We start from the raw sequence: 24,865 nt of genomic DNA, 5'->3' as shown, positions 1-24,865 counted from the left end.
TCTTAAATACTGGAAAGCTCTTTTCTTATTGAGGAAAGTGGTGCAACTCCCGTAAAAAGAACTGTTTGTTGTGAAGAAAAAAACTTAAACTATAGGGAGCTTTTAGTTTAATAGAAATTTATTGGTTATAAGGTTTATATCATATTTTAGTTATTCCATTAAACTAGCTAATTGAAGCAGATCGTTATTCAACAATCGGGCGCAATTCTGTGCTCTTTCTTTATGTTAAGGACCAAATTGTTAAGGCTTATTAGGCTAGTAAGTATATGGTATTATTCTTGGTGGTGATCATTGTGACTCAAGAAGAAGAAAAAGAGCAGGAAAGGATTAATAAAATGGTCAAGCGGGTAAAAAAAACTATGATTATTTTTGTTATTATCTTTGTGATTGCTATTTGTTCTCTTTTATTCTATGGAATGAAGAAAGTAAATTATTCATTATTTAAACAACTAGATAGCATTGTTTTAGAAGATTCACCCAACCATATTAATCAAATTCATATACAGGTTCGTGGTTCTAACCTATTTACATTTAATGCCCCAGTTAGAATCTATTATGGAAAAGTAGGGAATTTAGATAAATATAAAGAGTATACTATACAAAATAGAGGTGCAACTCTTTATCCGGATAATTTCACCGTTCAATGGGATGGTGATGAACATGTGGAGATAATCATTCATGGTGATGAGCAAGAAGATGAAAAAATAAAAATAAATTTTCAGTAGTGAATTTGGCAAGTTCGTATACGTATAAAATTAAACATAGACTTATATTGATAATGGGACATTACTCTTCAAATAGTGAAAAAGGTGAAATTGAGCAAATTCAAATTCACCTTTTTTTATTTTGCATGTTAAACAACTGATAATATAATACTGCTCTACGGGTGCTTTACTACAATAAGTGGTAAAGCACTTTCTATTCAACTAAAGGGGCAGTTAGTGAAAGAAGGAATTTTATAGAAATTATAAGAATACATAAGTAATTAAGTTAAGTTTATAAGGGGATGGTTTAATGGCTTATGTCTATACTTTATTCGTTATTTTGGTAATTGGATACGTAGTTTATCGAATCTATAAGAAGAACTCATCATCGTCAAATAGATATACACCATATGATGACATAACAATGGGAAACAAAATCGATGTGAAACATGATAGTCCAACAGAAGACACTAAGCACATTATCCAATACGATGAAAAAGTAGAGAATGATAAAACTGTCTAATGCTTAAGTTATATAGTGTTATATTTAGTTGAGGATGCGATTCTCTATAAAGAATCGCTTTTTCTTTTCGTGCTATAAGGGCAGAAGAATTGAAGAGAGGGGAGAGAGTTTATGAATAGGAAACTACTATCTATTTTCACGATGTTTTTATTGTTAAGCATAAGTGTTTGGGGATGTTCTTCAAATGAAACACAATCGTTAGAAGCGAAGTTCAAAGATATTATGAATGAGAACGAAATCCCTTTTAATTCTATTTGGCACTTTGAAATTAAGGACAATATAATAATTGTCTTCTATGAAGAAGAGCAAACATTAAATTTAGGATTTATAGAAAACAAACAAGATAATGAATGGAAATGGGTAACAGGTTCAGGTTCTATTGACATTCAAGATGGTGGCTATATAGCAACAGCCGAAATGGGTTTACCATTTTATATTACTGCAGTTGTTAATAGTGATGAAAATACTAAAGAAGTTGTTGTTCAAGATGAAATTGCAAAGCTAGTACAAGTAAGTCCTCAAAAAAAGGTATGGTTTGCATTTACTGACAAGCCAGCAAATGGAATAGATATTAAGGAAATGAAATAATCCTTCTTAAACTAAGGGGGACAGGTTTGTTTAATAAGTTATAAACAAATTATGGAACTAATATCTCATTTTTCCGTATTACTATATATATTATTTGGATATGGCGGAAGGAGGAGAAACGGATGAAGCTCTGGTGGGTTGCAAATGTTTTTTGGTTAGTAATTTTCTCGATACTTGCTATCATTATCGGAACAAGACATGTAGATGGAGCCGGGGTTGTTCAAACTCCTGAAATAAGAATTATTACATTTATAATTTTAGGTGTTGCATTTGTGTTTATTCTTATCATACAACTAATCTGGTTTTATTTTGTTCGTAAACGAATATGACGATCATAGACATCCTTTTTCTATCCTAATGGATAAAAAGAGTTAGCATTGGTGTATATTTTATGTACCCTATATTGCGAATTATGGAAATGATGTTTGGAATGTTTTTGGCCATGTGTGGAAGTGGCCTGTCTTAGGAGAGGATATAAAAAAATGATTGAATTACGAAAAATAACGGGGGATAACATAGATGAAATAATAGCACTTAAAGTTGAAGAAAACCAGGAGGACTACATAGAAACTACTAACCTCAGAAGCTTTGCAGACGCTCATATGTTGAACGCAGACGGGATACCAGCGAATCCTATTGCTGTTTATGTCGATGGAGTTGCGGTTGGATTTTTGATGTACATTTATGATACGTTGGACCATGAATCATTTGAAAATGAAGTTTTTTACGGTAAGAAGAGCTATTTTATATGGCATATTATGATTGATAAGAGTTATCAGGGGAAAGGATATGGCAAACTTGCCTTTGAAAAAATGTTGATGGATATTGAAACTATGCCATATGGGGAAGCAGAATATGTAAGCCTCTTTTATCGAACAAGTAATGTCAAAGCTAAAACATTATACGCTTCATTTGGTTTTGTAGATACAGGCATTATTCAGGATAATTCGATGTTGGCAATTAAAAATCTAGATGAGAAAATAACAAAATCAATAGTAGAAAGAAAGGATATCTCGGAAAGAAATGTAAGCTTTCAACGTCTCGACCCTTAATAAAAACAAATATCCAGAAGCTTGAGTAAAGAAAGCGTCTTTTTCCTACACAAAAATTTGTAAAGATTATCACTTGAATTATAGGGGCCAGGTTTGTTGAAGATTGGTTTTTAACTTTTGTTCAGCACACGAGGCATATAGGTAATCATTCATTTATGCACCAAAACCAGTGACCGTAACACAAATAGTATAAACTTTAAGGTGAAGATAGTGGATAATATAAAAGATGTTGCTATGTAAATATAGCTAAATGACCGGAAAAGAGAAGTCCGGTCATTTTTTTATATGATTTTAAGTTGATTAAATAGAATGTCCGAAAGATGTACGCAATCTTGAAAGAACCCTCTTTTCGCCCATTACTTTCATAATATCAAACAAATCAGGTGTATTAGTTCTGTTAGTTAGAGCGACCCTAATTACCATCGCTACATCACCAACATGTCCTTTGTAATTGTTAGGATTGGCCTTATATTCTTTCATATCCTTTGCAAATCCGAGCTCATCTGCAAGTACTTTAATATTATGGAACCAAGTATCCTTTTCATTAGTAAAACTATAAGTTTTGCTGAAACCTAGTACTATTTCTTTCGCAATATCAAAACTTACATTTGTTGGTAACTTATAACCACTCAAGACATCCTTTTCAAACAATTCATCATAAAAGAAATCAATCATTGGCTTTACATCTGACCACTTTGAATAATCCTTTCTTGGTTTCTCAATTGTTCGACCTATATTTAGAATGTCTACTGTGTATTCCTGATATTTGTCTATTAAAGTATGGAACTCAGAATCAAATTCTTCTGACCAATCATATAAATAATCAAATACTTGTTTACCAGTGAGCCTAGAGATAACATCCCTGCTGACATCACTTAGTTTATTCATATCTAATAAAGCACCACTGGCATTCATTTTACAAGGATAGATAAAAAAGTCTCTAAATGTTTTATTAGGGTTTGTCATCTTCCATTCTTCAAAGTCAGAATTGATGAGATTCATGAAGTATTCACTTATTGCCATTCCTGGATACCCTTGTTCTCTGTAATACTCAGCGGTACCATCAAGATCCTTTCGTTTACTAAATTTCCGCTTAGAAGCTCCAACTTGCTTCATGATTGGAGCAATATGACCGTATTGGGGTAATCTAAAACCCAAGGTTTCAAACAACTGAATATGGATCGGCACTGAAGAAAGCCATTCATCGCCCCTAATAACATGGGTTGTGCCCATCAGATGATCATCTATGGCATGCGCAAAGTGATATGTTGGTAAACCATCCGTTTTCATAATTACGATATCTTGGTCATTTTCAGGAAACTCAATCTCGCCTTTTACTAAATCATGGTACGTTATTCTTCTATCTGATGAACCCGAAGATTTAAGTCTAATAACAAATGGTTGACCATTTAAAATCTCTTCCTGTGCTTGTTGAAATGATATATCCCGATGTTTCGCCCATTGACCATAATAACCTGTTGTGATTTTTAAGTCTTGTTGACTTATTCTTATTTTTTGTAAATCATCCGTATCACAGAAGCAAGGATATGCTAAACCATTTCTGACTAAATGCTTAATAAATACCTTATAGATTTGTATCCGTGAGCTTTGTTTATAGGGTCCGTAATCCCCCATATCGTCACCTGAAAAGGTAGGTCCTTCATCGAAACGAATCCCGAAGTATAACAATGAATTAATGATGTTTTCGATGCTACCTTTAATTTCACGTTTTTTATCTGTGTCTTCAATACGCAAGAAAAAGACTCCATTACTTTGATGGGCTAATCTTTCCGATACTAAAGTTGCGTATAGCCCACCAATATTCAACGAACCCGTTGGACTCGGTGCAAAACGTGTCACCATAGCATATGAAGACAAATTTCTTGGCGGATATAGTGAATATATATCAGCCGGTAACTGTTTAACATCTGGAAATAATAGTTCTGCCATGCATTCATTTGACATGTCATATCCCCCTATAGATTAAAAATAAAGGTTGTATTCGTATAGTTTGTTGCTTTTGTAAAAGCCCAACTGCAGGCTTTTACACCCAATAAAGGATTCAGCGATTCTTATCGAGTTTACAGCACTTTTCTCAGTAAAATGAAAGGTGTAGTCGTGTTCAGTCGATAGTTATTCGTTAAAACTTTACTTAAATTGCAACAATGTTTGAGAAAAGAGACAAAATAAAAAGCCCTTCATCCTGCTAAGGACGAAAGGCATACTTCCGCGTTACCACCTAAATTGGTTAAAACCCGCTCATTATGCAGCTCATAATTACTTTACTGCACATTTCCTTAACGGGATTTCCCGGTTGACTTACTCCGATTTTTCAGTCAACTGCTCCAAGGCTTCTTTCATTAAGCTCGAATGCCCAATCTCACCAGCATGGGCTCTCTATGATTCGAGTGATTAATTACTCTTCCTCTTCACTGCATTTTACAATATGTGGATATATTTAGTGATACATTAATACATTTTTTTTAAGCTGTCAACATCTAATTTGGACTTAAAGGACGACATCTTTAGAACTTTCCGTTGGTTGGTGACTGTGGAAAGTAGAGGCTAAGAGATGCAAGTGAAGAGAGGAAGAACTGTATGAAAAATGAACCTTACTAATATTTTATTTTATATATAGAATAACAATATTGTTTTTGCCATCTTTATTTATTGTTGAATTAAAGTTTGTGAAGAAATGTACTTACATTAATGGGGGGCTTTCCTAAAAATCTGGCTGTTAAAATATAGTCTTTTTCTTATTCGACTTACGGGGCAGTTTAGTGAAAGAAGGAGGGATATATTTGCGGTTGTCGAAATATGTTTCTTAGAAAAAATAAAGTGTTTTTCAGGAGGAGACTATGGGATATATTGAAGATTTACGCAAGGTTGTTGGAAATCAACCTTTAATATTAGTTGGAGTTGCGGTAGCTGTAATAAACGAAAGGAGAATTTTTATTACAAAAACGAATTGACGGACTTTGGGGAGTTCCTGGTGGATTTATTGAATTAGGAGAATCTACTGAAGAAGCAGGGAGAAGAGAAGTCTTAGAGGAAACAGGAATTGAAATTGGTCAACTGGATTTGCTAGGCGTATTTTCAGGAAAACAGCATTTTGTTAAATTACCAAACGGTGATGAATTCTATCCTGTTACAATCGCATATATCTCAAAGGAAATCAAAGGTGGAGTTCTTAAAGCAGACGGTCAAGAAACTACTGAAGCAAAGTTCTTTAAAGCAAATGAGTTACCAGAAGGACTAAATCCTCTTATAAAAAATCTTATTAAACAATATTCAATGTCTTTTTCATAATTAGAAATAACAAAATTGTGAAGAAGTATACTTAAGGGTAATGGGTGCAATAGTTTAAGAACCAGCTGCCATTTTCGGTGGCTTTTTCTTATTCGACTAAAGTGGCAAGTTAGCTTAAGTAAATTATTTCACAAAATACAAAAATGCTGATTTTCCTAAAAAGGAAAATCAGCTTAAATTAGTTGTTTATTTAATATCTTCTATATATTCTTCTCTAAATTTTGCTTTAAGGTAATCTACTTCAATATTTAAAATTCCAATTTATTCCTGATGATTAGGAATAAATATGTACTATTAATGTAAAACAATATATAGCGGGTACTAATAATATTATGGGTCCATTATAATGAGGAAATATTAATGTATAAACTGACTGCACTTTTCGCATCTTTCTTGTCAATACGATAAATATGTTGAATAATTCATACACCCTCAAGGTTTTTAGCTGATATTCTAGGTGCGAAAGTTGAGTTAATTAATATTATTATTTTCTATAACGTTTACAAACGCCGCTGCTGCAGGAGTTAATTCTTTAAAAGAATGAGCAATCAAGCCTATTTCCATATCTATTGGAGGGTGAATACTACACTTTACAAAATCGTGGGAAATTGAACTTAAGATAAACTCAGACATAACACCAATTCCAACGCCATTTTTCACCATATTAATTAATGTGTCAGCGTTTTGTACAATAAAGCTATTATCAAAGTTAATTTTATTATCTTTAAAAATCTGTGATACGACTTTTTCGTAACCTGCTTTACATAATATTAAGTTATTCTGGTGAGCAATTAAATCTATATTATTTTTCACTTCATGTTGATCCTGTAATATCCCAACCATCTTATCTTGAATAAGAAATTTATATTCATATCCTTCAACAGGAGACAAGACAATTCCAAAGTCAACCACTCGTTCTTCAACCCATTTGTTTATCTGATTTGGTGAACCTTCCATTAGGTCGATACTGACTAAAGGATATTTCTTTTTAAATAAAGCAATTGCTTTTGAAAGGAAAATAGTTGATGCAGCTGGAAAAGAACCAATTTTTACTCCTCCACCAAACAAGTTATTTTCTCTATTTGAAATTTGAAAAATTTTATTTTCAATATTCATCATTTGTCTCGCAAGAACTAATACTTCTTTTCCTACATCTGTTAGTATAAGTCCTGTTTTTTTATCTCGATGAAATATCTTTACATTAAGATCATTTTCGATGTTTTTAATAGCTTTACTAACAGCAGGTTGTGATATATATAAATCATTTGCTGCCTCTGTAATGCTCATTTTGTCTGCAACTTTAATAAAGATTTTTAAATTGTTAGTTGTCATAACCATTTTGTTATCACCTCATAACGATACATGTATTTGAGTTATATGTATATATAACATAAACTACAGATATACAGCAAGAATAATAGGATGATATCTAATTGTATCCGGATACTATTTTAAGGGGAATGAATTTTATTAGCTCTAGCTGTTACGTAAAATTTATAAAGTTGTAAAAAACAAATAATTATATATAACAAGGAATCTTTTATTTTTATAAAGTTTGTCTACCTTATTTATCTAAAGGGATATTTGTAGGTTCAGTAATAGTTACCGGTTTTGGAAAACCAGATACCTACTATGATCCAAGTTAATCGCAGAGAAGTATTGGGAATTATACGAAGTAGGAGGCTGCCATTTAGTTGTGCAGCCGATCGCTTACACCACCGTACGTACCATTTGGTATACGGCAGTGCAATCGTATATCTGCATGCTCGTACTGATCTTGGAAGTCAAATTAACCAGCCAGTGCGAGCTTTTCGTTTGTTATAGAACTGGACAGCACTGGACTTCTAACAATGCGCCAGATAAATTTCGATATTCTTAAAAATATAGCTATTTAAAACACATCGGGAGAGTGAATTATGAAGAACACATGGAAAGTTTACGTTCTAGCATTGATCAGCTTTTTAGTCGGCACATCCAATTACATCGTTTCCGGGATATTGGACCGGATCGCAGAGACATTGGGAACAAGCGTTGCGGCAGCAGGCCAGCTTATTACGGTTTATTCCCTGGCCTATGCGGTTGGTACGCCTATTTTGATGGCGCTGACGGCCAAAATGGACCGGCGTAAGCTCCTCCTTTATTCGCTTGGCCTCTTTATTGCAGCAAATCTGCTGACATTTATATTATCAGGCTTCGGTTTCTTCATAGCCGCGAGAATTATTACGGCGTTAGGTGCCGGAGTGGTCACAGTTAACGCGCTCAGCATCGCCGCCAAAATCGCTCCGCCAGGTAAGCAGGCTAGCGCCATCGCCAACGTCACCATGGGCATTACCGCATCACTCATCATCGGCGTTCCGCTCGGTAGAATGGTAGCCTCGGCTTTTGGCTGGAAAGCGGTATTTCTGGCCATCGCAATTGTCGGGGTTATGGCCATGCTTGTCATTGCTGCGGTTATTCCACGTATGCAGGGCGACAAGCCTGTCCCTTTGATCAAACAATTTGCTTTGTTAAAAAAACCTCAGGTTTTGGTTGCTTTAGCGATTACTTTTTTCTGGTTGGGAGGATATTCCCTCGCCTATACTTACATCTCTCCTTTTTTGCTAGATGTGACTCATTTAAATGAATCATTAATTAGCGCAGCTCTATTCGTGTTCGGCATTGCCAGTTTGATTGGCTCGAAAGTCGGCGGTTACAGCGCGGATAAACGGGGCATCAAATACACGCTCGTTTCAGGGATGGTGCTTCACGTCATTTCGTTTATTTTGCTATCCTTCGTAGGACAGTCGGTCATTGCTGTATTCGCCATTTTGATCCTTTGGTCTTTTGCCGCTTGGTCATCCGCTCCGGCGCAGCAATTTAACCTGGTTTCGCTTGTTCCTGAATCCTCGGGAGTCATGCTGAGCTTGAACAGCTCCATGATGCAGCTTGCCATGGCTGTCGGCGCAGGAATCGGCGGGCTGATCGTTAACCGTGTTTCTTTGGCATCCATTACCTGGTTCGGGTTACTCGGAGTAGTCATCGCCATCATTGCCACGTTTGTATTGTCCAGCATGGCATCACGGCATTCGGTGATTCAATTAGCGGATTAAGGTATCTGAATTTTGCCTCCTAAACATTGTCTGCAAAAACTGCACCTCAATGGTTTAAACACAACCATCGAGGTGCAGTTTTTTGTCTAAATGGAGGATGGTTATTTGGACGATAGTTACTTAGTTCCAAATTAGCTGACTTGAGTGATTCTAATTTTTCTTTAACCTAGAGCCTTACATTTTGTTATTTACTTTATTTTAGCAAACGTGTGTTCCTGTTACAATAGATTCTCAGAAAACTAAATCCGTTTTATGAACAAAAATAATCTCTGATCAAACCACTTTTTTTGTCACTAATAATACTTTTCCTTAATCCGTTAAATGGCCCGATTGTTGAAAAAAATAACGGGGGAGTTTGATGAGTAATATAATGCTTCGGAATGTGATTGAGAATGATCTTCCTATTTTTTCAAGCAACAACAGAACCATGAAGCGAACCATATGGCTGCCTTTACGAGCAAAGACCCCAGTGATTGGGATGGCTTCACTACACACTGGAACAAAATTCTTACTGATAGGGAAATTATTAAGCAGACGATTATTGTAGAAAAGAATGTGGTTGGGCATATTTCATGTTTCGAGCAGTTCGGAGAACCAGAAGTTAGCTATTGGATTGGAAAGGAATATTGGGGAAAAGGAATCGCAACAAAAGCTTTACGGGAATTTCTAAAGCACATTACAATTCGTCCCCTTTATGCTCGTGCCTCGAAAGACAATACCGTATCACTTAAGGTTCTAGAGAAATGTGGATTCATGATTACTGGTGAGGACAGTGGGTTTTCTAATGCACTTGGCGAAGATGTGGAGGAGTTTATTCTTACCCTCAATTAAAGAAATCTAAAAATATAATGTGTATTACGTTATAGGGCTGAATTCTGCAGCAAGAATTGTGCTCTTTCTTTATGATAAGGCTTATTGAGCTAAAGGGGCAGAATAGTTGAAGAAAATGGACTGTTTCTACAGTCCATTTATATTACCATTACAAGTTAAAGGTAAGATTTGTTGGAATTAAATTATTTTTCATTGGAAATCATAAGCAGAAATGCTGGAAAAGGAGATTAGTTATGACAATAGATAAAGATTTAAATCCAATGAATGTGATAAAACCACTTAATATAAATCCCAAAATATTATATGAGCCCCAACCTTTTACAACTTTTGAAATTGGTAAACTTTGGGCTACCTATATGGGAAACAGCATGTCAATTCAAATTTTAAGTTATTTTCTTCAAAATTGCGATGATGAAGATATTAGACTGCTATTAGAAAATGGTTTAGCTTTAGCAAATGATTTCACGCATAGAATAGAAGGATTTTTTAAAAAGGAGAATTTCCCTATCCCAATTGGATTTACTAAAGATGATGTAAATCTTGGTGCCCCTCGTTTATACGCAGATGAATTTTATGTTCATTATTTAAAATATGCTGCTAAGGCAGGTTTGAGTCTTTACGCAGTAGCCGTTCCATTGGTATTGAGGGAGGATATAAGGGAATTTTTTATTTATTGTAATCAATGCACTACCGTCATTTTAGGGCAAACTAATAATATTTTAATGGATAAAAAATTCATTGCTGCACCTCCTACCATACCAACACCAGATGGAGTTGATAAAATTGATAAACAAAGTTACTTAAGTGGTTTTATTGGAGAAGTCCGACCATTACAAGCATTAGAAATCATCCATCTTTGGGATAACATTGAAAATAACGTAACAAGTTTGGCATTATTATTGGGATTCCATCAGATCGTTCAAGATAAAAAGATAAAGGCTTTGTTTAAAAGAGGCTTAGACATGACTAATAAAGCTGTAAAGCAATACCAGGAAAAACTGCACGTGGAACACCTTCAATCACCGTCATACCTAGACCATTTGATTACAACATCTACATTTTCACCTTTTTCCGATAAAATAATGTTGTTCCATAAAGTGGACATGTTCGCAATGAAGATAAGGTCATTCGGAAACTCACTGGCGGTAACAGCAAGAAGAGATATAAATCTATTGTATTTAAGAACTCTTATGAACATTGGCTTGTTTGTTGATGATGGCATGAATATCTTAATCGATAAAGGTTGGTTGGAGGCACCGCCAGAAGCGTATGACAGATCATAAGATAGGATTTGGATCATCTTGAACAACTTCTAATCTAGCCGTAAAATATTTTAGAAGGGTCTACTTTTTGTCCTTTTTAAATTGAACTTATTAATCTCTTAACATTTTGCTAAATAATTTAAAGGATCAAGCATTTTATTGTTTTTCGTGCAGGCGTGTTACTGTGCAATTGTTTTTATTTAAACTAAGGGGCATTTTAGTTTTACAAGAATTAATAAGAAGTATTAAGATTTCTTTATTGACTAATCAGTCCGAAATGAATAAAATAATATTCTGAAAGGAGGTTAGAATAACCAATGGCTAGAAATAAAGAATTTGATCCATCTATTGTACTACATAAATCTATGGAGATTTTTGGACATTATGGCTACGAAGGCACTTCGCTTCAAAATTTATTAGATGGTTTAGGAATAGCACGTCAAAGTTTATATGACACTTATGGTACAAAAAGGGATCTGTTTATTTCTGCAGTAAAACAATATATAAATGGAAAAACTGCTGCTGTAATATCATATTTGGAGCGTCCTGGGTCAGTAAAAAAGGCTATTAGTGAAATTTTCTATGAGGGAATAAACGTCTTAAAGGATGATGCAAGGCGTAAAGAATGCTTTATTATGGATAGTGCAATCGCTCAAATACCCCATGATTTGGAAATATCAGAGTTTTTTAACCATGATTTAAAACGGTTAGAAGAAGCTTTTTATAAAGCTTTAGTACGTGCTCAAGAACAGGGGGAAATTGGGAAGAAAAAAGACATAAATGCTCTGGCTAAGTATTTGAATCACTCCAGATATTCGTTAACACAGGTGGCTAAGTTATCATCGGATCATAAAGTATTAGATGATTATGTTTCTGTGATTCTCACGACATTGGACTAAAGGTGAAGCTAATTAAAAGGCTTCATTCTATTTTTGATTATTTTTGACTAGTTAGTCTAGAATGTTTAGTTTTGATGAATTGTTTTATTATTTTTTTATTCTAATTATAGACTGTTTGGTCTAGAAAGAAAGGAAGAATATTCAATGAAAGAAAAGAAATTTAAGGGGTTAGCTCTAACTCTTTTAGCTGTATCTCAGTTAATCTTAGCACTCGATTACACTATTATCTTTGTTGGCTTACCATCTATTGCTGTAGAATTAGGCTTCTCTGCAAATTCATTGCAATGGGTAGTAAGTGCATTTTCTCTAGTTTATGGGGGATTTTTACTAATTGGGGGAAGATTGTCAGATTTATTAGGAAGAAGAAGGATGTTTATTATAGCAACTGCACTATTCGGTTTAGGGTCTTTACTTGGAGGTTTAGTAAATTCTGATATGATGTTGATTGTAGCAAGAGGTATTCAAGGGCTAGGAGGAGCATTATTGTCTCCTGCAACCCTATCATTGATAATGTCAAATTTTGAAGAAGGCAAAGAACGAAACCATGCGATGTCAGTATGGGCAGCCATGGGTGGAGTAGGTTTGTCCCTTGGGTTATTGCTTGGAGGGTTGTTAACAAATTATTTTGGATGGGAAGCCATTTTCTTAGTAAATGTGCCAATTACGATTCTCGTTATTTTACTGGCGCCATTTGCTCTACAAGAGAGTAAAGTAACGTCAACTACTCGTCATTATGATTTAGCTGGAACTATTTCAGTGACGGCTGGCATGATTTTAGTGGTTTATTATCTTATTCAATCTCCACTTAAGGGCTGGGCAAATCAAGCAACAATCATTCCTGGAGTTTTAGGATTTTGTCTACTTTTATTATTTATTATTATTGAAAAGCGTACGAGCGAACCTTTAATTCCTTCTAGTCTGATTCGTATTCGTAGTTTAGTCAGTGCTACAATCAGTGCAGCTTTGTTTTCTGCATCTTTTGGAACACTTTACTATTTTTTGACTCTTTACACTCAAGAAGTATTACATTACTCTACGATTCTTTCAGGAGTGAGCTTTCTACCTTTAACACTCAGTGCTTTAGTAGGTTCTAAGTTTATTAACAAGATGATTAGCCAAATAGGTATTGCAGGGACAATGGGAACTGGAATGGTACTTGGATCTATAGGTTTTATCATTCTTACCCAATTAACTGTACACGGCTCCATTTGGGCAATGATATTGGGTACTATTATTATAGGTTTAGGGCAGGCATTTGTATTTACAACAATGTTTATTGCTGCTAGTTTAGGTATTGAAATGAAACAACAAGGGATTGCATCTGCTATTATAAACACAGGCCAACAAATCGGCTCCGCAGTTGGTTTGGCAGTAATTATGGCGATAGTTTCAGCTACCCTCAATACCAGTGGATCATTGGAACAAATGGGGAACGAACTTTTGACCGATGCAGTGCGAATGGCATTGATTATTGAAGCTATCATTGCTCTGGTTGGACTATTAGTAGCATTTACTTTAAGGCAAAAGAATTCTTCTTCATTGGTAACAAATAATTCAATTGATAAGTGATTGGATAGTGGAAAAATAGTAGTATTTTTATTCCAGAAGGTAGCTGTGAAAAATATATCCCTAATACTAATAGTAATGAAACATTTTGTAGCAAAAATCCGTATTAAAATAGTGCCGATATTAAAAGAGACCAATATTCTTTCTAAAGAGCTGGCTCAATAAGGGTTCCAAAGGAGATGGAAAAAACATGATTAGAAATATTATTGGAATTATACTTATACTCATAAGTTGTGCGATTCTCGTAATCAATCAAGCTTATCTAGAACCAAATGGATTGAATGTTATTCCATATTGGATTCTTGTTGTATGTGCTGTTTTAGGTGGTTTCATCCCAGATTACGAGTCAAAAAAAGAAAAATAACTATTACTTTAATTGTCTGAAATGTTTCTATTAACCTATTTATAATTTCAATTCATTTTAGAATGTAAACACATTTATAAGTGATGCTAGGATATTTTCATAGACACAACTTAGTTAAGTTTTTAAAACCTTAACTAAGTTGTGTCTATATGGGAAACAAAAATACAGGTAAAAAATATAATGAAGATTTCAAAATGATGATCGTTGATCTCTATAACTCTGGTAGCTCAGCAAAAGATTTAAGTAGTGAATATGGCGTTTCTGAAGTAACAATCTATTCGTGGATTAAGAAATTCTCCCCCATTCAAACTGAGGATGGATCAACTGTCACAGCTGATGAAATCGCCAAGATGAAGAAACAAATGCTTCGCCTTCAAGAAGAGAATGAATATTGTTGTCCAAAATATTGACTCAAATCCAATTTATAGGGGGCATTTTATGATTAAGTCTTTAAAAGGGCAATTTATCTTAGCTATATTTGTTGCTATAGGCTTTGTTTATGTTAATTTTTCTAGTATTGAGTTTATTGCTGACAAGAGGGATCCAACCGTTCGGGAATGTTTTTCTTCATCATGATTTTATCGGTGTTTAATGCGGGATTATTGACGGAAAAAAACATTCAAATAAGAAAGAAGAAATAACTTTTATCCAACTAACGGGGGCATCCCTTTAATAAGGGATGCTTTGTTCTTATTGAATAGTTGTGTTTTTATCTATCCAGGAAACTATTATTAAATGAGATGGAATTCAATGAAATTACAAATGCAGAAACATAGTTAACAAGAATGAAGAAGAGTCCATGACCGTCATGGTAGAATACAGCTAATCAATATATAAGAAAAAAGGAATTAGACATTCAATTACAAGTTAGAGGTGAAATTATAATGTATGCAGATTTACATATTCATTCACACTATTCCGATAGTACCCGTTCTCCTGAGGAAATTGTCAAGAAGGCAAGAGAGCTCGGCATTGACTTATTATGTGTAAGCGACCACAACACAACAGCAGCTTATAACGAGCTTATACCTTTGTGTAAAGAGAACCAAATTAAATTAATTCGAGGAGCAGAAATCTCTACCTCTTTTGAAGATAAAGAATTTCATGTCCTCGCTTATGACTTCAATTTTGAAAATAAAGAGATAATTGATATTTGCAAACAATGTGAGACGGTTTATGCTGATATTGATATACAATTAATAAAAAAGATGAGTGTTGACTACAAGGAAATAAGTATAGAAGATTTTAATTCTTACAATCGAAATCTAAAAAACGGTGGTTGGAAAGGCTTTGACTACCTAAAGAGCAAAAACTTAGTTATTGATGTTCCTAGTTTTTTAATCTCATCAGTGATTATAATATTAAACCCAAAAGTTCATTTCCATCAATAGATTATGTAATAAATGTAATACATAATGCAAATGGTAAAGCAGTTATTGCCCATATCGGAGAAACAATGAAGAATAATCTTTTTGAAATAGAACCTTGTTTAAAAAAACTTGAAAATATGGGCGCAGATGGCTTTGAATGTTATTACACAACTCATACAGAAGAAATAACAAATGTTCTTATAGACTTTTGTCAAAAAAATAATATGTTAATAACCATAGGCAATGATGACCACGGTGGATTTAACAATAGATCAAATGTCATATATGAAATGGGGGCAATTAAGGTTGATTTTAGTAAGTTGAATTTGAAAGATATTGAGATTTTGGGTTAACTTTAATAACCTGTATGGTAGTACAAAATAGGCTTTTTTTTCATTAGTTTCAACTCTTTTTTCTTATTCGACTAAAGGGACAGTTTAGTTGATTAACGAATATTTTTATCAGAATATTCAAAATGTGTATATTGTGGTAAAATGGAAATTACAAGGAGAGTGAGCTAGATGTTATGGATATTATTTATTTTTGTCCTTTTGATTCTGGCATCTGCAATTTTTATTGACTTGAGACGTAAGAAAAACAATAATAATCCTCAAATACCTACTCATCCGAACAATAAACCAGGAGATAGTTCAAATTATATGATGGGGGATAATAAAGATACTGGTGGATTTCAATAAATGTTTCTTTAGATTATCGAGGGCGATTCTTCATTAAATGAGGTCGCTTTTTTATTATTTAACAAAAAGATTGTAAAATGTTGTACTTAAACAAACGGGGGCATCCCTTTAAAAGGGGGATCTTTTTTTAAAATTTAAGTAAAGTATCAGCAGTTATAGCAGGATTAATATCCTTTATTGTTGAATAAAACAAGTTAGAGCAAATTTAGTAAAAAAATGGAGATCTATATGCCAATTGAAAATCTAAATTCATTAAGTAATGATTTAAGAAAGATTGATCAAGAATTTAAACAAAAGATTGAGCCATATCGAAGTGAATTGTGGAATTATTGTTATAGATTAACAAGATCCCCCTGGGATGCTGAAGATTTAGTACAAGATACTTTATTAAGATCATTGTCAGTTCTAGCTAAAATATTTCAACCTTTAAATACGAGAGCTTATTTGTTTAAAATTGCTACTAATCTATGGATTGATCAGGTAAGAAAACAAAAACATACAAATTTGTCTTTCGATGATGTAGTTTTTAATGAAAAGGATACTTCAAAAGAATTTTTAGTAATGGAACACTTGGAATTATTGATAAGGTATTTAACTCCGAACCAATACGTGGCACTAATCTTATCAGATGTTCTTCAATTTAAGGGAAGCGAAGTAGCAGAGATTATGTCATCCTCGGAGGGGGCAGTTTATACAAACTTGAGTAGAGCAAGAAATAAAATGCGTGAGTACCATAATTCTAATAAAAAAAATAGCTACGCCCATGCAGTAAAAGAACTTCCTATAAATCCAACGATAGATTTATTATTAAAGGGATTTAGGGATAAAAATCCAAAACTAATAGCTTCTTTATTAGATGAAAATGTAATGACTGAGATAACACATTCTGGACTAGAAATGGGTAAAAATGAAACGGAGAAAAACTCATTAAAAGATTGGGCAGAAATTGTTCAAAAACAACATAAAATCATTTCCCAGTATATAGAGCTATGGGGACGGAATGTTATTGTTGAGTTTGAGCAGAAGTTAGATAATCAATTATATCTTAACAATATACATTTCTTTGAGTTAGTAGAAGAAAAGGTATCCTATTGGAAATTCTATTGTTTTTCTTGGGATTTAATGAAAAGAGCTGCTAAAGAACTAAACGTAAATTTGAATGCGCAATATTTTTATCACATTTTTTAAACATTAATGTAAGGTTTTTTCTTCTTTCTCCGTTATATAAATGAATCACTATATGATTCAAATTATTAGAGGAGTGAAAAGAATGAACAGTCCAATTAAAAACCAAATCAATACTATTTTTGTCCATGTAAGTAATCTAAAGAGATCAGTAATTTGGTATTCACAATTACTAGGTCAAGAATACGATACCGCAGAAATTAGAAGGCCAGTATATAATATTAAAATTAGCGATTACACTGGATTAACCTTGGATGCAGGACCAGAAGAGAAAATAAAAAGAACGAAAAATTGCGAATATCCGTTATTTAATTTTCACACAGATCAAATCTACGTAGCGTATAATTACGTAAATAGTTTGGGATATAAAATTGAATCGGAAATTGTAAATTTTGATGATTTCTCTTATTTTACTATTAGTGATCCTGATAGAAATATAATAATGATTTGTACTGGTTAATATAAAAAATTAAATATTTTTATAGGATGCATTTTTTGCATCCTTTCTACTTAAAAAGTGGGAATATTAATTGATGAAGAACTAATACCCTTTTTTGCTTTAGTAAAGGAGTAGTATTCCTGTATTAAATGAAATATAAAAGACAAGCTTTTGAAGGAATGTATTTAAACAAACGGGGCAAGTTAGTTGAAGCTCGATGTTTAACCTGTATTCAACAATGGGGCAATATAATTGAGTAACCGAAATAGGAGATTTAAAACTGCGAAGTGAATATAGAAACGTACTATAAGAAAAATCTCGAACAAAATCTTGATATACTTGAAGGATGTAACTTCAGTATATTATCGATTAAGCACTCATAGGTGGATTAATGGAATCGCCTTAAAAGCAATACTGAATAAATTATGCCTCTTAAAATATGTTACAATTCCACCTAATGTATAGTTTTAGTTATTTTGAAAGGATTTTACCATGAAAGAGGAGTTGGATCGCATGGTAAGTATTGCACAATTGCAAAAAATAAACAAACCAGCCCATCTGGTATACCTAGCATTAACAACGAAGGAAGGCTTGTCTGAAGTATGGACAAAGGATTTGAATGTGGAAGCAGTCGTTGGAAAGGTGAATGAGTTTCGCTTTGGTCCTAATGATACAGCCAAAATGAAAGTCATTGAGCTTGTTGCAGACAAGCGAGTCAGCTGGGAATGCGTTTACGCTGATTCCGAACCAGAATGGATCGGGACTACAATCACTTTTGAATTAACTGAATCTAACGGCATCACAAAGGTTGATTTTAGCCATGACCAGTGGAAAGAAATTACGTCATGTTACAAGTATTGCAATTACAACTGGGCAATGTTTTTGCTGAGCTTGAAGCAGTACTGTGAGCTTGGGAAAGGCACACCTTATCAAGAAAGAAGTTTTTAGAGAATTTAAGGGGATACTAATAAATATAAAGATTAACCTTTTTATTAAACTAACGGGGGCTTTAGTTTAATAGAAAAAGCCTTCTCGATTGAGAAGGGCAATAATTCAAGCAATTCTAATGATGTTATTTAGCATTTGGATGCTCTTTTAAATATTTTACTAAATTTTTATAAGAAGTAGTTTGATAAACTAAATCCTTACTATCAAATACAAAATAATTAGGTTTATTTTCAGTGATTTTCAAGTATGGTGTATTATTTTTTGAATTTTTATAATCTGATTCTATAATCATTCTAAAGATGTTATTAATATCTGTTTCTTTTTCTAATTTATTGTCGATTATATCATCGCCAACTATATAAAGATTATATTTCCCTTTTTCGTCTGATACCATGCGATCTCTTTTTGCTTCGCTAATACACCCTGTCAAACCTATGAATGGTGATAACAATAATACACAAATTATACACAGTTGTCTCATATCAATTTCTCCTTCGAATTAAAATAATCACTTCCTTAATTTTTTTTATAAAACTTACGGACAACACTATGTAGTTCATCATCCTTAAATCTTTTTCTAAGTATAACAGTTACATCACTTGGTCCAATTTCATAACCTAATTGATTCATCTTCTAAGCTGTTTTTTTCACTTACTGTTTAAGCATATTCTTTGATAATCATCTTCTCAAAGGTGTCATCAATATATTTCTCTGTTAAACGAATAAACTCTGTTAATTCTGCTATTACCTTGATTGTTCGTTCAACATTCCTTAATCTCAACCTCTTTTAACTGACTTAATAACTACTTCTAAAAATAAAGGAAAACTCCTTTGTTTTAATAAAATAGTCCTATTTTTAATGCCTTGAAACTTAGCTGAATATTGATAATATGGAACTAACTAATTTAAATAAGGACTAAAGAGATCCACAAATCATCGGAAAGGAGGATATTATAAAAAAGCACTCTGATTTATTTTATTATTGTTGCTATTGTAATATATGGAAATCTAGACGTATTTGATGGGGTACATTGGATTTACCGTCTAATAAATTTATGCTTTTTGTTTATAATTGTTGCAATTCTAAATGCTTTCTGTAAACGTTTAAAAATATTTTACAGTTAAAATATAATAACATTAAAAGTGAGTGAAAGAATGCTCTTAAACTTAATGTGGCGTTTATCTATGGAGGATTAATGCTTTTTTAAAGTTATTAAGCTAAAGAGGCAGGATTGTTGAATAAAAAATTGTAAAGTTAAATAAAAAACTAATGCTATGGGTGGTTATAATCAGGTTAGAAAGTATTCACAAAAAAGGGGTATTAAAAGTGGAATTAATGCTTTGGATGACTGTTGGTTTTATCATATTCGGATTTGTTGTGCTCGTTTCCATGAAGAAAAATATGGAGAATAAACTCGCCTTTATAAAAACAAATATGGAAAATAATATAGAAAGCACAAAAGGTTCGACCAAATTAATAGTTTGGTGGATAGTGGGAACTACGGTATGGGGGATAGTGAGTATGATTCTAATTGTGGGATGGTTTCATAAATACTATGGCTAACTGTGGTTCATCTTTGTGAAGGTAAGTATTTAAACGAACGGGTGCATTTCAACAAGAAGGATGCCCACTCTTCTTATTGAATATATTAAAGTTGCTACTGTTGAAAAGCAATCGTATCAAGAATGAGATTAATAAATTGAGATTGTGAACTATAAATGATCGGGGGGAGGTTTAATGAATAACAATTCTTATAATATTGTCGTGCATGTTGTCAATTTAATCCTATTGGGAGTTATCGGTATTCTCGCATTTTTCTCTGTGATAAATATTAGCCCAGCCCAAGACCCCATCTTTGACATATTTAAATTCTGTCTTTTTGGTTTTCTGCTTGTCATGTGGGCAGTTAATTACTGGATACAATACAAGAAGCAAAAATGGATCCTACCAATAGCCGGAACCATCCTTTACGTCGCCATCGCTTTGTTTGTCATGGTTGTTGTTATGCCATTCCTACGAGAAATTGTTTATTAAATCAACCGCAGCCATGCCGAATAACAATTAAACAGATTTATCACGCTTGGTAAGCTCAGTTCTTATTTCAGTAACGTGGGCTTTAGTTAAGCAAGAAATAGCCCCACTCTAGTGAGAAGGGCTTTTTTTTAGCTCTTTTTTCTTATTCGACTAAAGAGGCAATTTATGTGAAGAAGGTATTAACAAAGGATTAAACGAATATTCCTTAATAACCGTAGAGTATTGGGGGAATTAAATGAATACGTATCTCGAAGAAATAACGAAAGATGTGTATGCTTTTTTAGTTTGGGATGAATCCTGGGACTCATATAATAACTGCTACTTGTTGCTCGATGCCAATGATATTTTGCTTATTGACTCAGGAAAAGAAGAACATTCTCAATTCCTGTTCTCTGCACTAAATAGTAAAGGGATTTCTAATAGTGATGTAACTCACTTTATTGCCACACACGGTCATAAGGACCATATTGGGGGAATTCAACACATAGGAGAAGTAGACGGATTTATTCATAGGAAAGATTTAGATTTGGTACCCCAAAATCTTAGACACAAACTAAAGATGAATCTCCCCGATAACGGTTTAACTGCAGGCAATTTAGAATGTGTTCTCCTTGGACATCATACAAAAGGTTCTGTCTTACTATATCATCGTAAAAGCAAAACGCTATTTTGTGGAGATCATATTTGCTTTTTTGGAGAATCTTTAAACGATAATAAAGTTGTAGATATAGGTACTCTTGAAAGAGAAAAGTTTAAGCAGTTTGTGTCTGATTGGTCTCAAAACGAAGAAATGAAAAGAGAACATCATTTTAATTTATTTATCGATGGTTTAAGGGTTATTAACAAATTTGATGTTGAATATTTATGTACGGGACACGGCACGATCTTAAAAGGAAATATAAATAGATTTATTTCGGATTTACTCAAATTTGAATAGTAAAATCAAAGATTCCTTATTCACTAAACAGGTGTAAAAAATAAAGTAAACTAAAATATTGTGGTTATATTATTACATCCAAATACTTCAGTGGATTCTCCGTTAAATAGAAAATCCATTGAAGTTTTAAATTAAATAAAAGAAAAACATAATCAATAAAAAAATTAATTTTCCATATTCCCTAATTGCTTAGATGTATCACAAAAAACAAATCGTCTTCTTTTGTAGAAGGGATAACATGTCAATTTAAATGGCTCCAATCGCTGCTTGTTCTTGATGTGTTTCTTTAAAGAAGCTTGATAGGCAACTGTTTCAATCCACGAATAACAAGGCTTTGTCGCCATTCAAGTTCATTCAGTTCAGCTGCAAGGCTAAGATTTGGGTATTCTTCCAGCAAAACGCGTAGGGCAATTTCGCCTTCAAGCCGGGCAAGAGGGGCACCTAGACAATAGTGGATGCCTTTTCCAAACGCAAGATGCGGACTTTTTTCCCTTGTAATGTCGAGGGTACTGGGATCAGAAAACGTCGCTGGATCATGATCCGCTGACGCAAGAGACACAATGACATGGTCCCCTTTCTCAACTTGCTGTCCCATAAAGGTAAAGGACTCCTTCGCCCAACGGTCTGTACTGAACTCAACTGGACCATTAAATCGTAGCAATTCTTCAATGGCTTGTGCTACAAGGGAATGGTCTTCTTTTAGCATTGCAAGCTGGTCTTGGTGTGTAAGCAGCGCCAGTAAACCATTGGCAATTAGATTCACAGTCGTTTCATGTCCTGCCACAATTAGAAGCATAACGACACCATACAATTCGCTTACAGTTAAACGATCTCCTCCTTCCTCTGCTTGAATTAAATCAGACAGCAAATCCTCCTTAGGAGATTCACGCTTTTTTTCAATCATTTTCTCCAGATAAGCCATAAATTCCACCATAGCCTCATCGTATCTAGGACTATCACTAATCTCCACTATTACATTGGACCAGCGCTGGAAATCAAGACGATCTTCAGATGGGATGCCAAGCAATTCACAGATGACTCTAATTGGAATCGGAAACGCATATTCTTCTATAAAGTCAACCGTTTCTTTGTTTCTCATGAGCCATGCTTGTTCTCTTGCAATATCCTCAATGCGCCCTCTTAACATCTCAATCCTTTTGGGCGTAAAGCCACTTTGTACAAGGCTGCGTAGGCGGCGATGGTCAGGTGGATCAACAAAAAGCATGCTTTGAGTTATTGGAGGCAGATTTTCGTCTGTCACTTCATCAGGGAAGACTGTCCGCATATCTTTTATAAACCTCGGATCTTTTAACACGGCTACCGCTGCTTCATACGTAAAAGCCATCCATGAATAATGATGTCCTTCGTTAAACATCTTCACTTTTGCAAATGGTTGGTGTGGTCGGATTTTATTGTAATAATCATAAGGATTTTGGTGAAACTCCTGCGAAAACAAGTCAAGCGATTTAGTATCCATGCGTGCTATACTCCCTTTCTAAATCAAGTCTTTTTATCATATATTCGCGTTTACATATTCTTTTCCTGCAATCATGGTTGGAAAAACTAGTAATAAATATATTCTTCATTTAAAAACTAATTCCTGGGAATCTTGTGTTCAACGTTCAGGGTAGTGAAGAAGGATAATCCAATTGGGAGGTTTTTCAAATTTCAAAAAATGTACCAGCGCAATTATTTTGGAAGAATGTAATAAATGAATATACAGACGGACAATTTACTGAACAGTTAAAGGATGGGAAAAGAATATCTCAAGAGTTTGTCAGTTAATATAATAGCCGTAAAAATTACATAGTCTAATATGTATCACTTAAAGTAACACGGGCAAGAGTAAAAAAAGATATGGTCGCGGTGGCGATCTTTTTTTGTTCCACTAACATTGCGAGAATAGTGGTGTAAGCATATCGTATAAATCTGCTCTATATAATTTATTCCTAAAAAGGGGAATTCTGTTAAGATGGAATTACCAAATTACAAATTGGGGAGGGTTTTTTATAATTGAGATTTGTTGATGATTTAGCAGGTGCTTTATTTGATATTTTTAAATTTATTTTAAGGTCGATTAGCTATTTACTTGCAGGGATGATCATTGTCGCTGTTCCAATGTATATGATAGCTTGGCTATTTGGTTTATTTCAGTAATCATACCAGGGCGATGCTTCGCTAAAGATACCAATAAATATGTGTTGGACGACAACCAAGTGATAAGTTCATTAATATAAAGTTTTCATCAGCTTTATTCGCTGGAATATCAAAGATGTTATTTTGTATATCTTTTTAATTCAAAAAATTTCCATTCGAAAAATAGGTGAAATTTGAAGTAGATAAGATTTGTAAATTTCCACAAAAGGGACAGGGCCCAAATGAAAACGGGTACTGTCCTTTTGATATAGATGATTAATTTTTACCAGCAATTGCATAAATTTTGAATTGAATTTAAATAAATTTTATTCTTGTTTTGATTATTTTTCGTAAATTTATGTTTAATTATTTATTGATAAACAATGGATAATTCGTTAATATATGAAACATACAAAATAATATTTACTAAATAATATTGAGGGGTTGCGAAATGGCGTTTATTCTGGACGATTACGATAAGGCAATATTAAGGGAATTGCAGGAAGATGCATCGATATCCAATCTAAATTTATCAAAGAAAATTGGACTTTCACCATCTGCTTGCCTTTCAAGAACAAAAAACTTGGTGGAAGCGGGTATTATTCAAAAGTTTACGACGATTGTCGATGAGAAAAAACTAGGAATTGAAGTCACAGCATTAGCTCTCATTAATTTATCACCTTTAAATAGGGAAACAATTCATTCATTTATAGAGGATATAAACAAATATCCGCAGGTTCAAGAGTGTTACACACTAACAGGAAGCCATGACTTTATGCTTAAGATAGTAGCAAAGGATATGGAGAGTTACCGGAATTTTATCATTGATTCATTAATGGAGAATCCTGCAATTAATGGAGTTGACACAAGCATGGTAATGAGTACAGAAAAAAGGACGGTCAGTGTGCCAATTGATGAAGTTTAGGAGGT

Annotated in this window: 27 protein-coding genes, 3 pseudogenes and 1 other annotated feature; of the genes and pseudogenes, 25 read left to right on the top strand and 5 right to left on the bottom strand. The window is 33.6% G+C overall.

The annotated features are described in order from the left end of the window. Window positions 1–293: 293 nt before the first annotated feature. From I5818_RS18645 to I5818_RS18625, 5 genes are all read left to right on the top strand, one after another. Window positions 294–725: a hypothetical protein gene (locus tag I5818_RS18645; protein ID WP_078111342.1), complete on the top strand. Its 432-nt coding sequence runs from the start codon at window positions 294–296 to the stop codon at window positions 723–725. A gap of 289 nt (window positions 726–1,014) precedes the next feature. Then, window positions 1,015–1,227 (top strand): DUF3951 domain-containing protein, encoded by a 213-nt coding sequence (locus I5818_RS18640; protein ID WP_078110160.1) that lies wholly within the window; start codon window positions 1,015–1,017, stop codon window positions 1,225–1,227. Between the two features lie 111 nt (window positions 1,228–1,338). Next, window positions 1,339–1,815: a hypothetical protein gene (locus I5818_RS18635; RefSeq protein WP_078110161.1), complete on the top strand. Its 477-nt coding sequence runs from the start codon at window positions 1,339–1,341 to the stop codon at window positions 1,813–1,815. A gap of 122 nt (window positions 1,816–1,937) precedes the next feature. Next, on the top strand, window positions 1,938–2,144 hold the full coding sequence (locus I5818_RS18630; RefSeq protein WP_071977109.1) for a DUF3923 family protein: 207 nt from the start codon (window positions 1,938–1,940) through the stop codon (window positions 2,142–2,144). Window positions 2,145–2,297: 153 nt separating this feature from the next. Beyond that, entirely contained in the window at window positions 2,298–2,867 is a 570-nt protein-coding gene (locus I5818_RS18625) for a GNAT family N-acetyltransferase (protein WP_078110162.1), read from the top strand. Between the two features lie 300 nt (window positions 2,868–3,167). Here I5818_RS18625 and gltX read toward each other — a convergent pair whose 3' ends face one another. Further along, entirely contained in the window at window positions 3,168–4,832 is a 1,665-nt protein-coding gene (gltX, locus tag I5818_RS18620; protein WP_078110163.1) for a glutamate--tRNA ligase, read from the bottom strand. Window positions 4,833–5,072: 240 nt separating this feature from the next. Continuing rightward, window positions 5,073–5,309 (bottom strand) — a binding site (T-box leader). Window positions 5,310–5,725: 416 nt separating this feature from the next. Between gltX and I5818_RS18615 the strand changes: the two are divergent. Beyond that, window positions 5,726–6,176, top strand: a pseudogene (locus tag I5818_RS18615) (NUDIX hydrolase). Between the two features lie 471 nt (window positions 6,177–6,647). On the opposite strand, the gene I5818_RS18610 reads toward I5818_RS18615, so the two are convergent. Then, window positions 6,648–7,514 (bottom strand): LysR family transcriptional regulator, encoded by an 867-nt coding sequence (locus tag I5818_RS18610; protein WP_058006742.1) that lies wholly within the window; start codon window positions 7,512–7,514, stop codon window positions 6,648–6,650. A gap of 578 nt (window positions 7,515–8,092) precedes the next feature. Between I5818_RS18610 and I5818_RS18605 the strand changes: the two genes are divergently transcribed. The 14 genes and pseudogenes from I5818_RS18605 (at window position 8,093) to I5818_RS18540 (ending at window position 18,827) form a co-directional block, all read left to right on the top strand. Beyond that, the gene (locus I5818_RS18605) at window positions 8,093–9,265 is read left to right on the top strand and encodes an MFS transporter (RefSeq protein WP_078111077.1); all 1,173 of its coding nucleotides are present in this window, start codon (window positions 8,093–8,095) and stop codon (window positions 9,263–9,265) included. 358 nt (window positions 9,266–9,623) lie between these two features. Beyond that, window positions 9,624–10,096: pseudogene (locus I5818_RS18600) on the top strand (GNAT family N-acetyltransferase). Between the two features lie 233 nt (window positions 10,097–10,329). After that, window positions 10,330–11,379 carry a DUF3231 family protein gene (locus tag I5818_RS18595; RefSeq protein ID WP_139254943.1) on the top strand — a complete coding sequence of 350 codons (1,050 nt, stop codon included), beginning with the start codon at window positions 10,330–10,332 and terminating at the stop codon, window positions 11,377–11,379. 296 nt (window positions 11,380–11,675) lie between these two features. Then, window positions 11,676–12,257, top strand: coding sequence for a TetR/AcrR family transcriptional regulator (locus tag I5818_RS18590; RefSeq protein ID WP_071977113.1), 582 nt, complete (start codon window positions 11,676–11,678; stop codon window positions 12,255–12,257). A gap of 144 nt (window positions 12,258–12,401) precedes the next feature. Then, window positions 12,402–13,826, top strand: a complete 1,425-nt coding sequence (locus I5818_RS18585; RefSeq protein ID WP_071977114.1) for an MFS transporter — start codon at window positions 12,402–12,404, stop codon at window positions 13,824–13,826. Between the two features lie 187 nt (window positions 13,827–14,013). After that, window positions 14,014–14,187 carry a hypothetical protein gene (locus I5818_RS18580; protein WP_158022231.1) on the top strand — a complete coding sequence of 58 codons (174 nt, stop codon included), beginning with the start codon at window positions 14,014–14,016 and terminating at the stop codon, window positions 14,185–14,187. A gap of 149 nt (window positions 14,188–14,336) precedes the next feature. Then, window positions 14,337–14,576: pseudogene (locus I5818_RS18575) on the top strand (transposase); the annotation flags it as partial. Between the two features lie 49 nt (window positions 14,577–14,625). Beyond that, on the top strand, window positions 14,626–14,763 hold the full coding sequence (locus tag I5818_RS18570) for a hypothetical protein (RefSeq protein ID WP_158022232.1): 138 nt from the start codon (window positions 14,626–14,628) through the stop codon (window positions 14,761–14,763). Window positions 14,764–15,071: 308 nt separating this feature from the next. After that, window positions 15,072–15,578, top strand: a complete 507-nt coding sequence (locus tag I5818_RS18565) for a PHP domain-containing protein (RefSeq protein ID WP_071977116.1) — start codon at window positions 15,072–15,074, stop codon at window positions 15,576–15,578. Window positions 15,579–15,643: 65 nt separating this feature from the next. Beyond that, window positions 15,644–15,910, top strand: coding sequence for a PHP domain-containing protein (locus I5818_RS18560; protein ID WP_071977117.1), 267 nt, complete (start codon window positions 15,644–15,646; stop codon window positions 15,908–15,910). Window positions 15,911–16,078: 168 nt separating this feature from the next. Beyond that, the gene (locus I5818_RS18555; protein ID WP_169846941.1) at window positions 16,079–16,255 is read left to right on the top strand and encodes a hypothetical protein; all 177 of its coding nucleotides are present in this window, start codon (window positions 16,079–16,081) and stop codon (window positions 16,253–16,255) included. A 228-nt stretch (window positions 16,256–16,483) separates the two neighbouring features. Beyond that, on the top strand, window positions 16,484–17,443 hold the full coding sequence (locus I5818_RS18550; protein ID WP_071977118.1) for an RNA polymerase sigma factor: 960 nt from the start codon (window positions 16,484–16,486) through the stop codon (window positions 17,441–17,443). An 82-nt stretch (window positions 17,444–17,525) separates the two neighbouring features. Next, window positions 17,526–17,900, top strand: coding sequence for a VOC family protein (locus tag I5818_RS18545; RefSeq protein ID WP_071977119.1), 375 nt, complete (start codon window positions 17,526–17,528; stop codon window positions 17,898–17,900). A gap of 492 nt (window positions 17,901–18,392) precedes the next feature. Then, window positions 18,393–18,827: an SRPBCC family protein gene (locus I5818_RS18540; protein WP_071977120.1), complete on the top strand. Its 435-nt coding sequence runs from the start codon at window positions 18,393–18,395 to the stop codon at window positions 18,825–18,827. A gap of 124 nt (window positions 18,828–18,951) precedes the next feature. Here I5818_RS18540 and I5818_RS18535 read toward each other — a convergent pair whose 3' ends face one another. Together I5818_RS18535 and I5818_RS26305 are read right to left on the bottom strand one after the other, a co-directional pair. Beyond that, window positions 18,952–19,308, bottom strand: a complete 357-nt coding sequence (locus I5818_RS18535; RefSeq protein WP_071977121.1) for a hypothetical protein — start codon at window positions 19,306–19,308, stop codon at window positions 18,952–18,954. Between the two features lie 177 nt (window positions 19,309–19,485). Further along, window positions 19,486–19,608, bottom strand: coding sequence for a hypothetical protein (locus tag I5818_RS26305; protein WP_260838797.1), 123 nt, complete (start codon window positions 19,606–19,608; stop codon window positions 19,486–19,488). Between the two features lie 546 nt (window positions 19,609–20,154). On the opposite strand from I5818_RS26305, the gene I5818_RS18530 reads away from it, so the two are divergent. The 3 genes from I5818_RS18530 to I5818_RS18520 all read left to right on the top strand — a co-directional run bounded on the left by I5818_RS18530 (window position 20,155) and on the right by I5818_RS18520 (window position 21,799). After that, window positions 20,155–20,391, top strand: a complete 237-nt coding sequence (locus tag I5818_RS18530; RefSeq protein WP_071977122.1) for a hypothetical protein — start codon at window positions 20,155–20,157, stop codon at window positions 20,389–20,391. Window positions 20,392–20,565: 174 nt separating this feature from the next. Next, the gene (locus tag I5818_RS18525; protein ID WP_071977123.1) at window positions 20,566–20,862 is read left to right on the top strand and encodes a hypothetical protein; all 297 of its coding nucleotides are present in this window, start codon (window positions 20,566–20,568) and stop codon (window positions 20,860–20,862) included. A gap of 235 nt (window positions 20,863–21,097) precedes the next feature. Then, window positions 21,098–21,799, top strand: a complete 702-nt coding sequence (locus tag I5818_RS18520) for an MBL fold metallo-hydrolase (RefSeq protein WP_071977124.1) — start codon at window positions 21,098–21,100, stop codon at window positions 21,797–21,799. A gap of 286 nt (window positions 21,800–22,085) precedes the next feature. On the opposite strand, the gene I5818_RS18515 is transcribed toward I5818_RS18520, so the two are convergent. Continuing rightward, complete coding sequence (locus I5818_RS18515) at window positions 22,086–23,276, bottom strand: cytochrome P450 family protein (protein ID WP_078109446.1); 1,191 nt, start codon at window positions 23,274–23,276, stop codon at window positions 22,086–22,088. A gap of 536 nt (window positions 23,277–23,812) precedes the next feature. Here I5818_RS18515 and I5818_RS18510 point away from each other — a divergent pair. Further along, window positions 23,813–23,956 carry a hypothetical protein gene (locus I5818_RS18510; RefSeq protein WP_169846869.1) on the top strand — a complete coding sequence of 48 codons (144 nt, stop codon included), beginning with the start codon at window positions 23,813–23,815 and terminating at the stop codon, window positions 23,954–23,956. A 430-nt stretch (window positions 23,957–24,386) separates the two neighbouring features. Continuing rightward, window positions 24,387–24,860, top strand: coding sequence for an Lrp/AsnC family transcriptional regulator (locus I5818_RS18505; RefSeq protein WP_071977126.1), 474 nt, complete (start codon window positions 24,387–24,389; stop codon window positions 24,858–24,860). Window positions 24,861–24,865 lie beyond the last annotated feature (5 nt).

Source organism: Heyndrickxia oleronia, assembly GCF_017809215.1.
Classification (GTDB): domain Bacteria; phylum Bacillota; class Bacilli; order Bacillales; family Bacillaceae_C; genus Heyndrickxia; species Heyndrickxia oleronia.
Note: the sequence above shows the minus strand (reverse complement) of the source record. Positions and strands in the feature narration are given on the sequence as shown.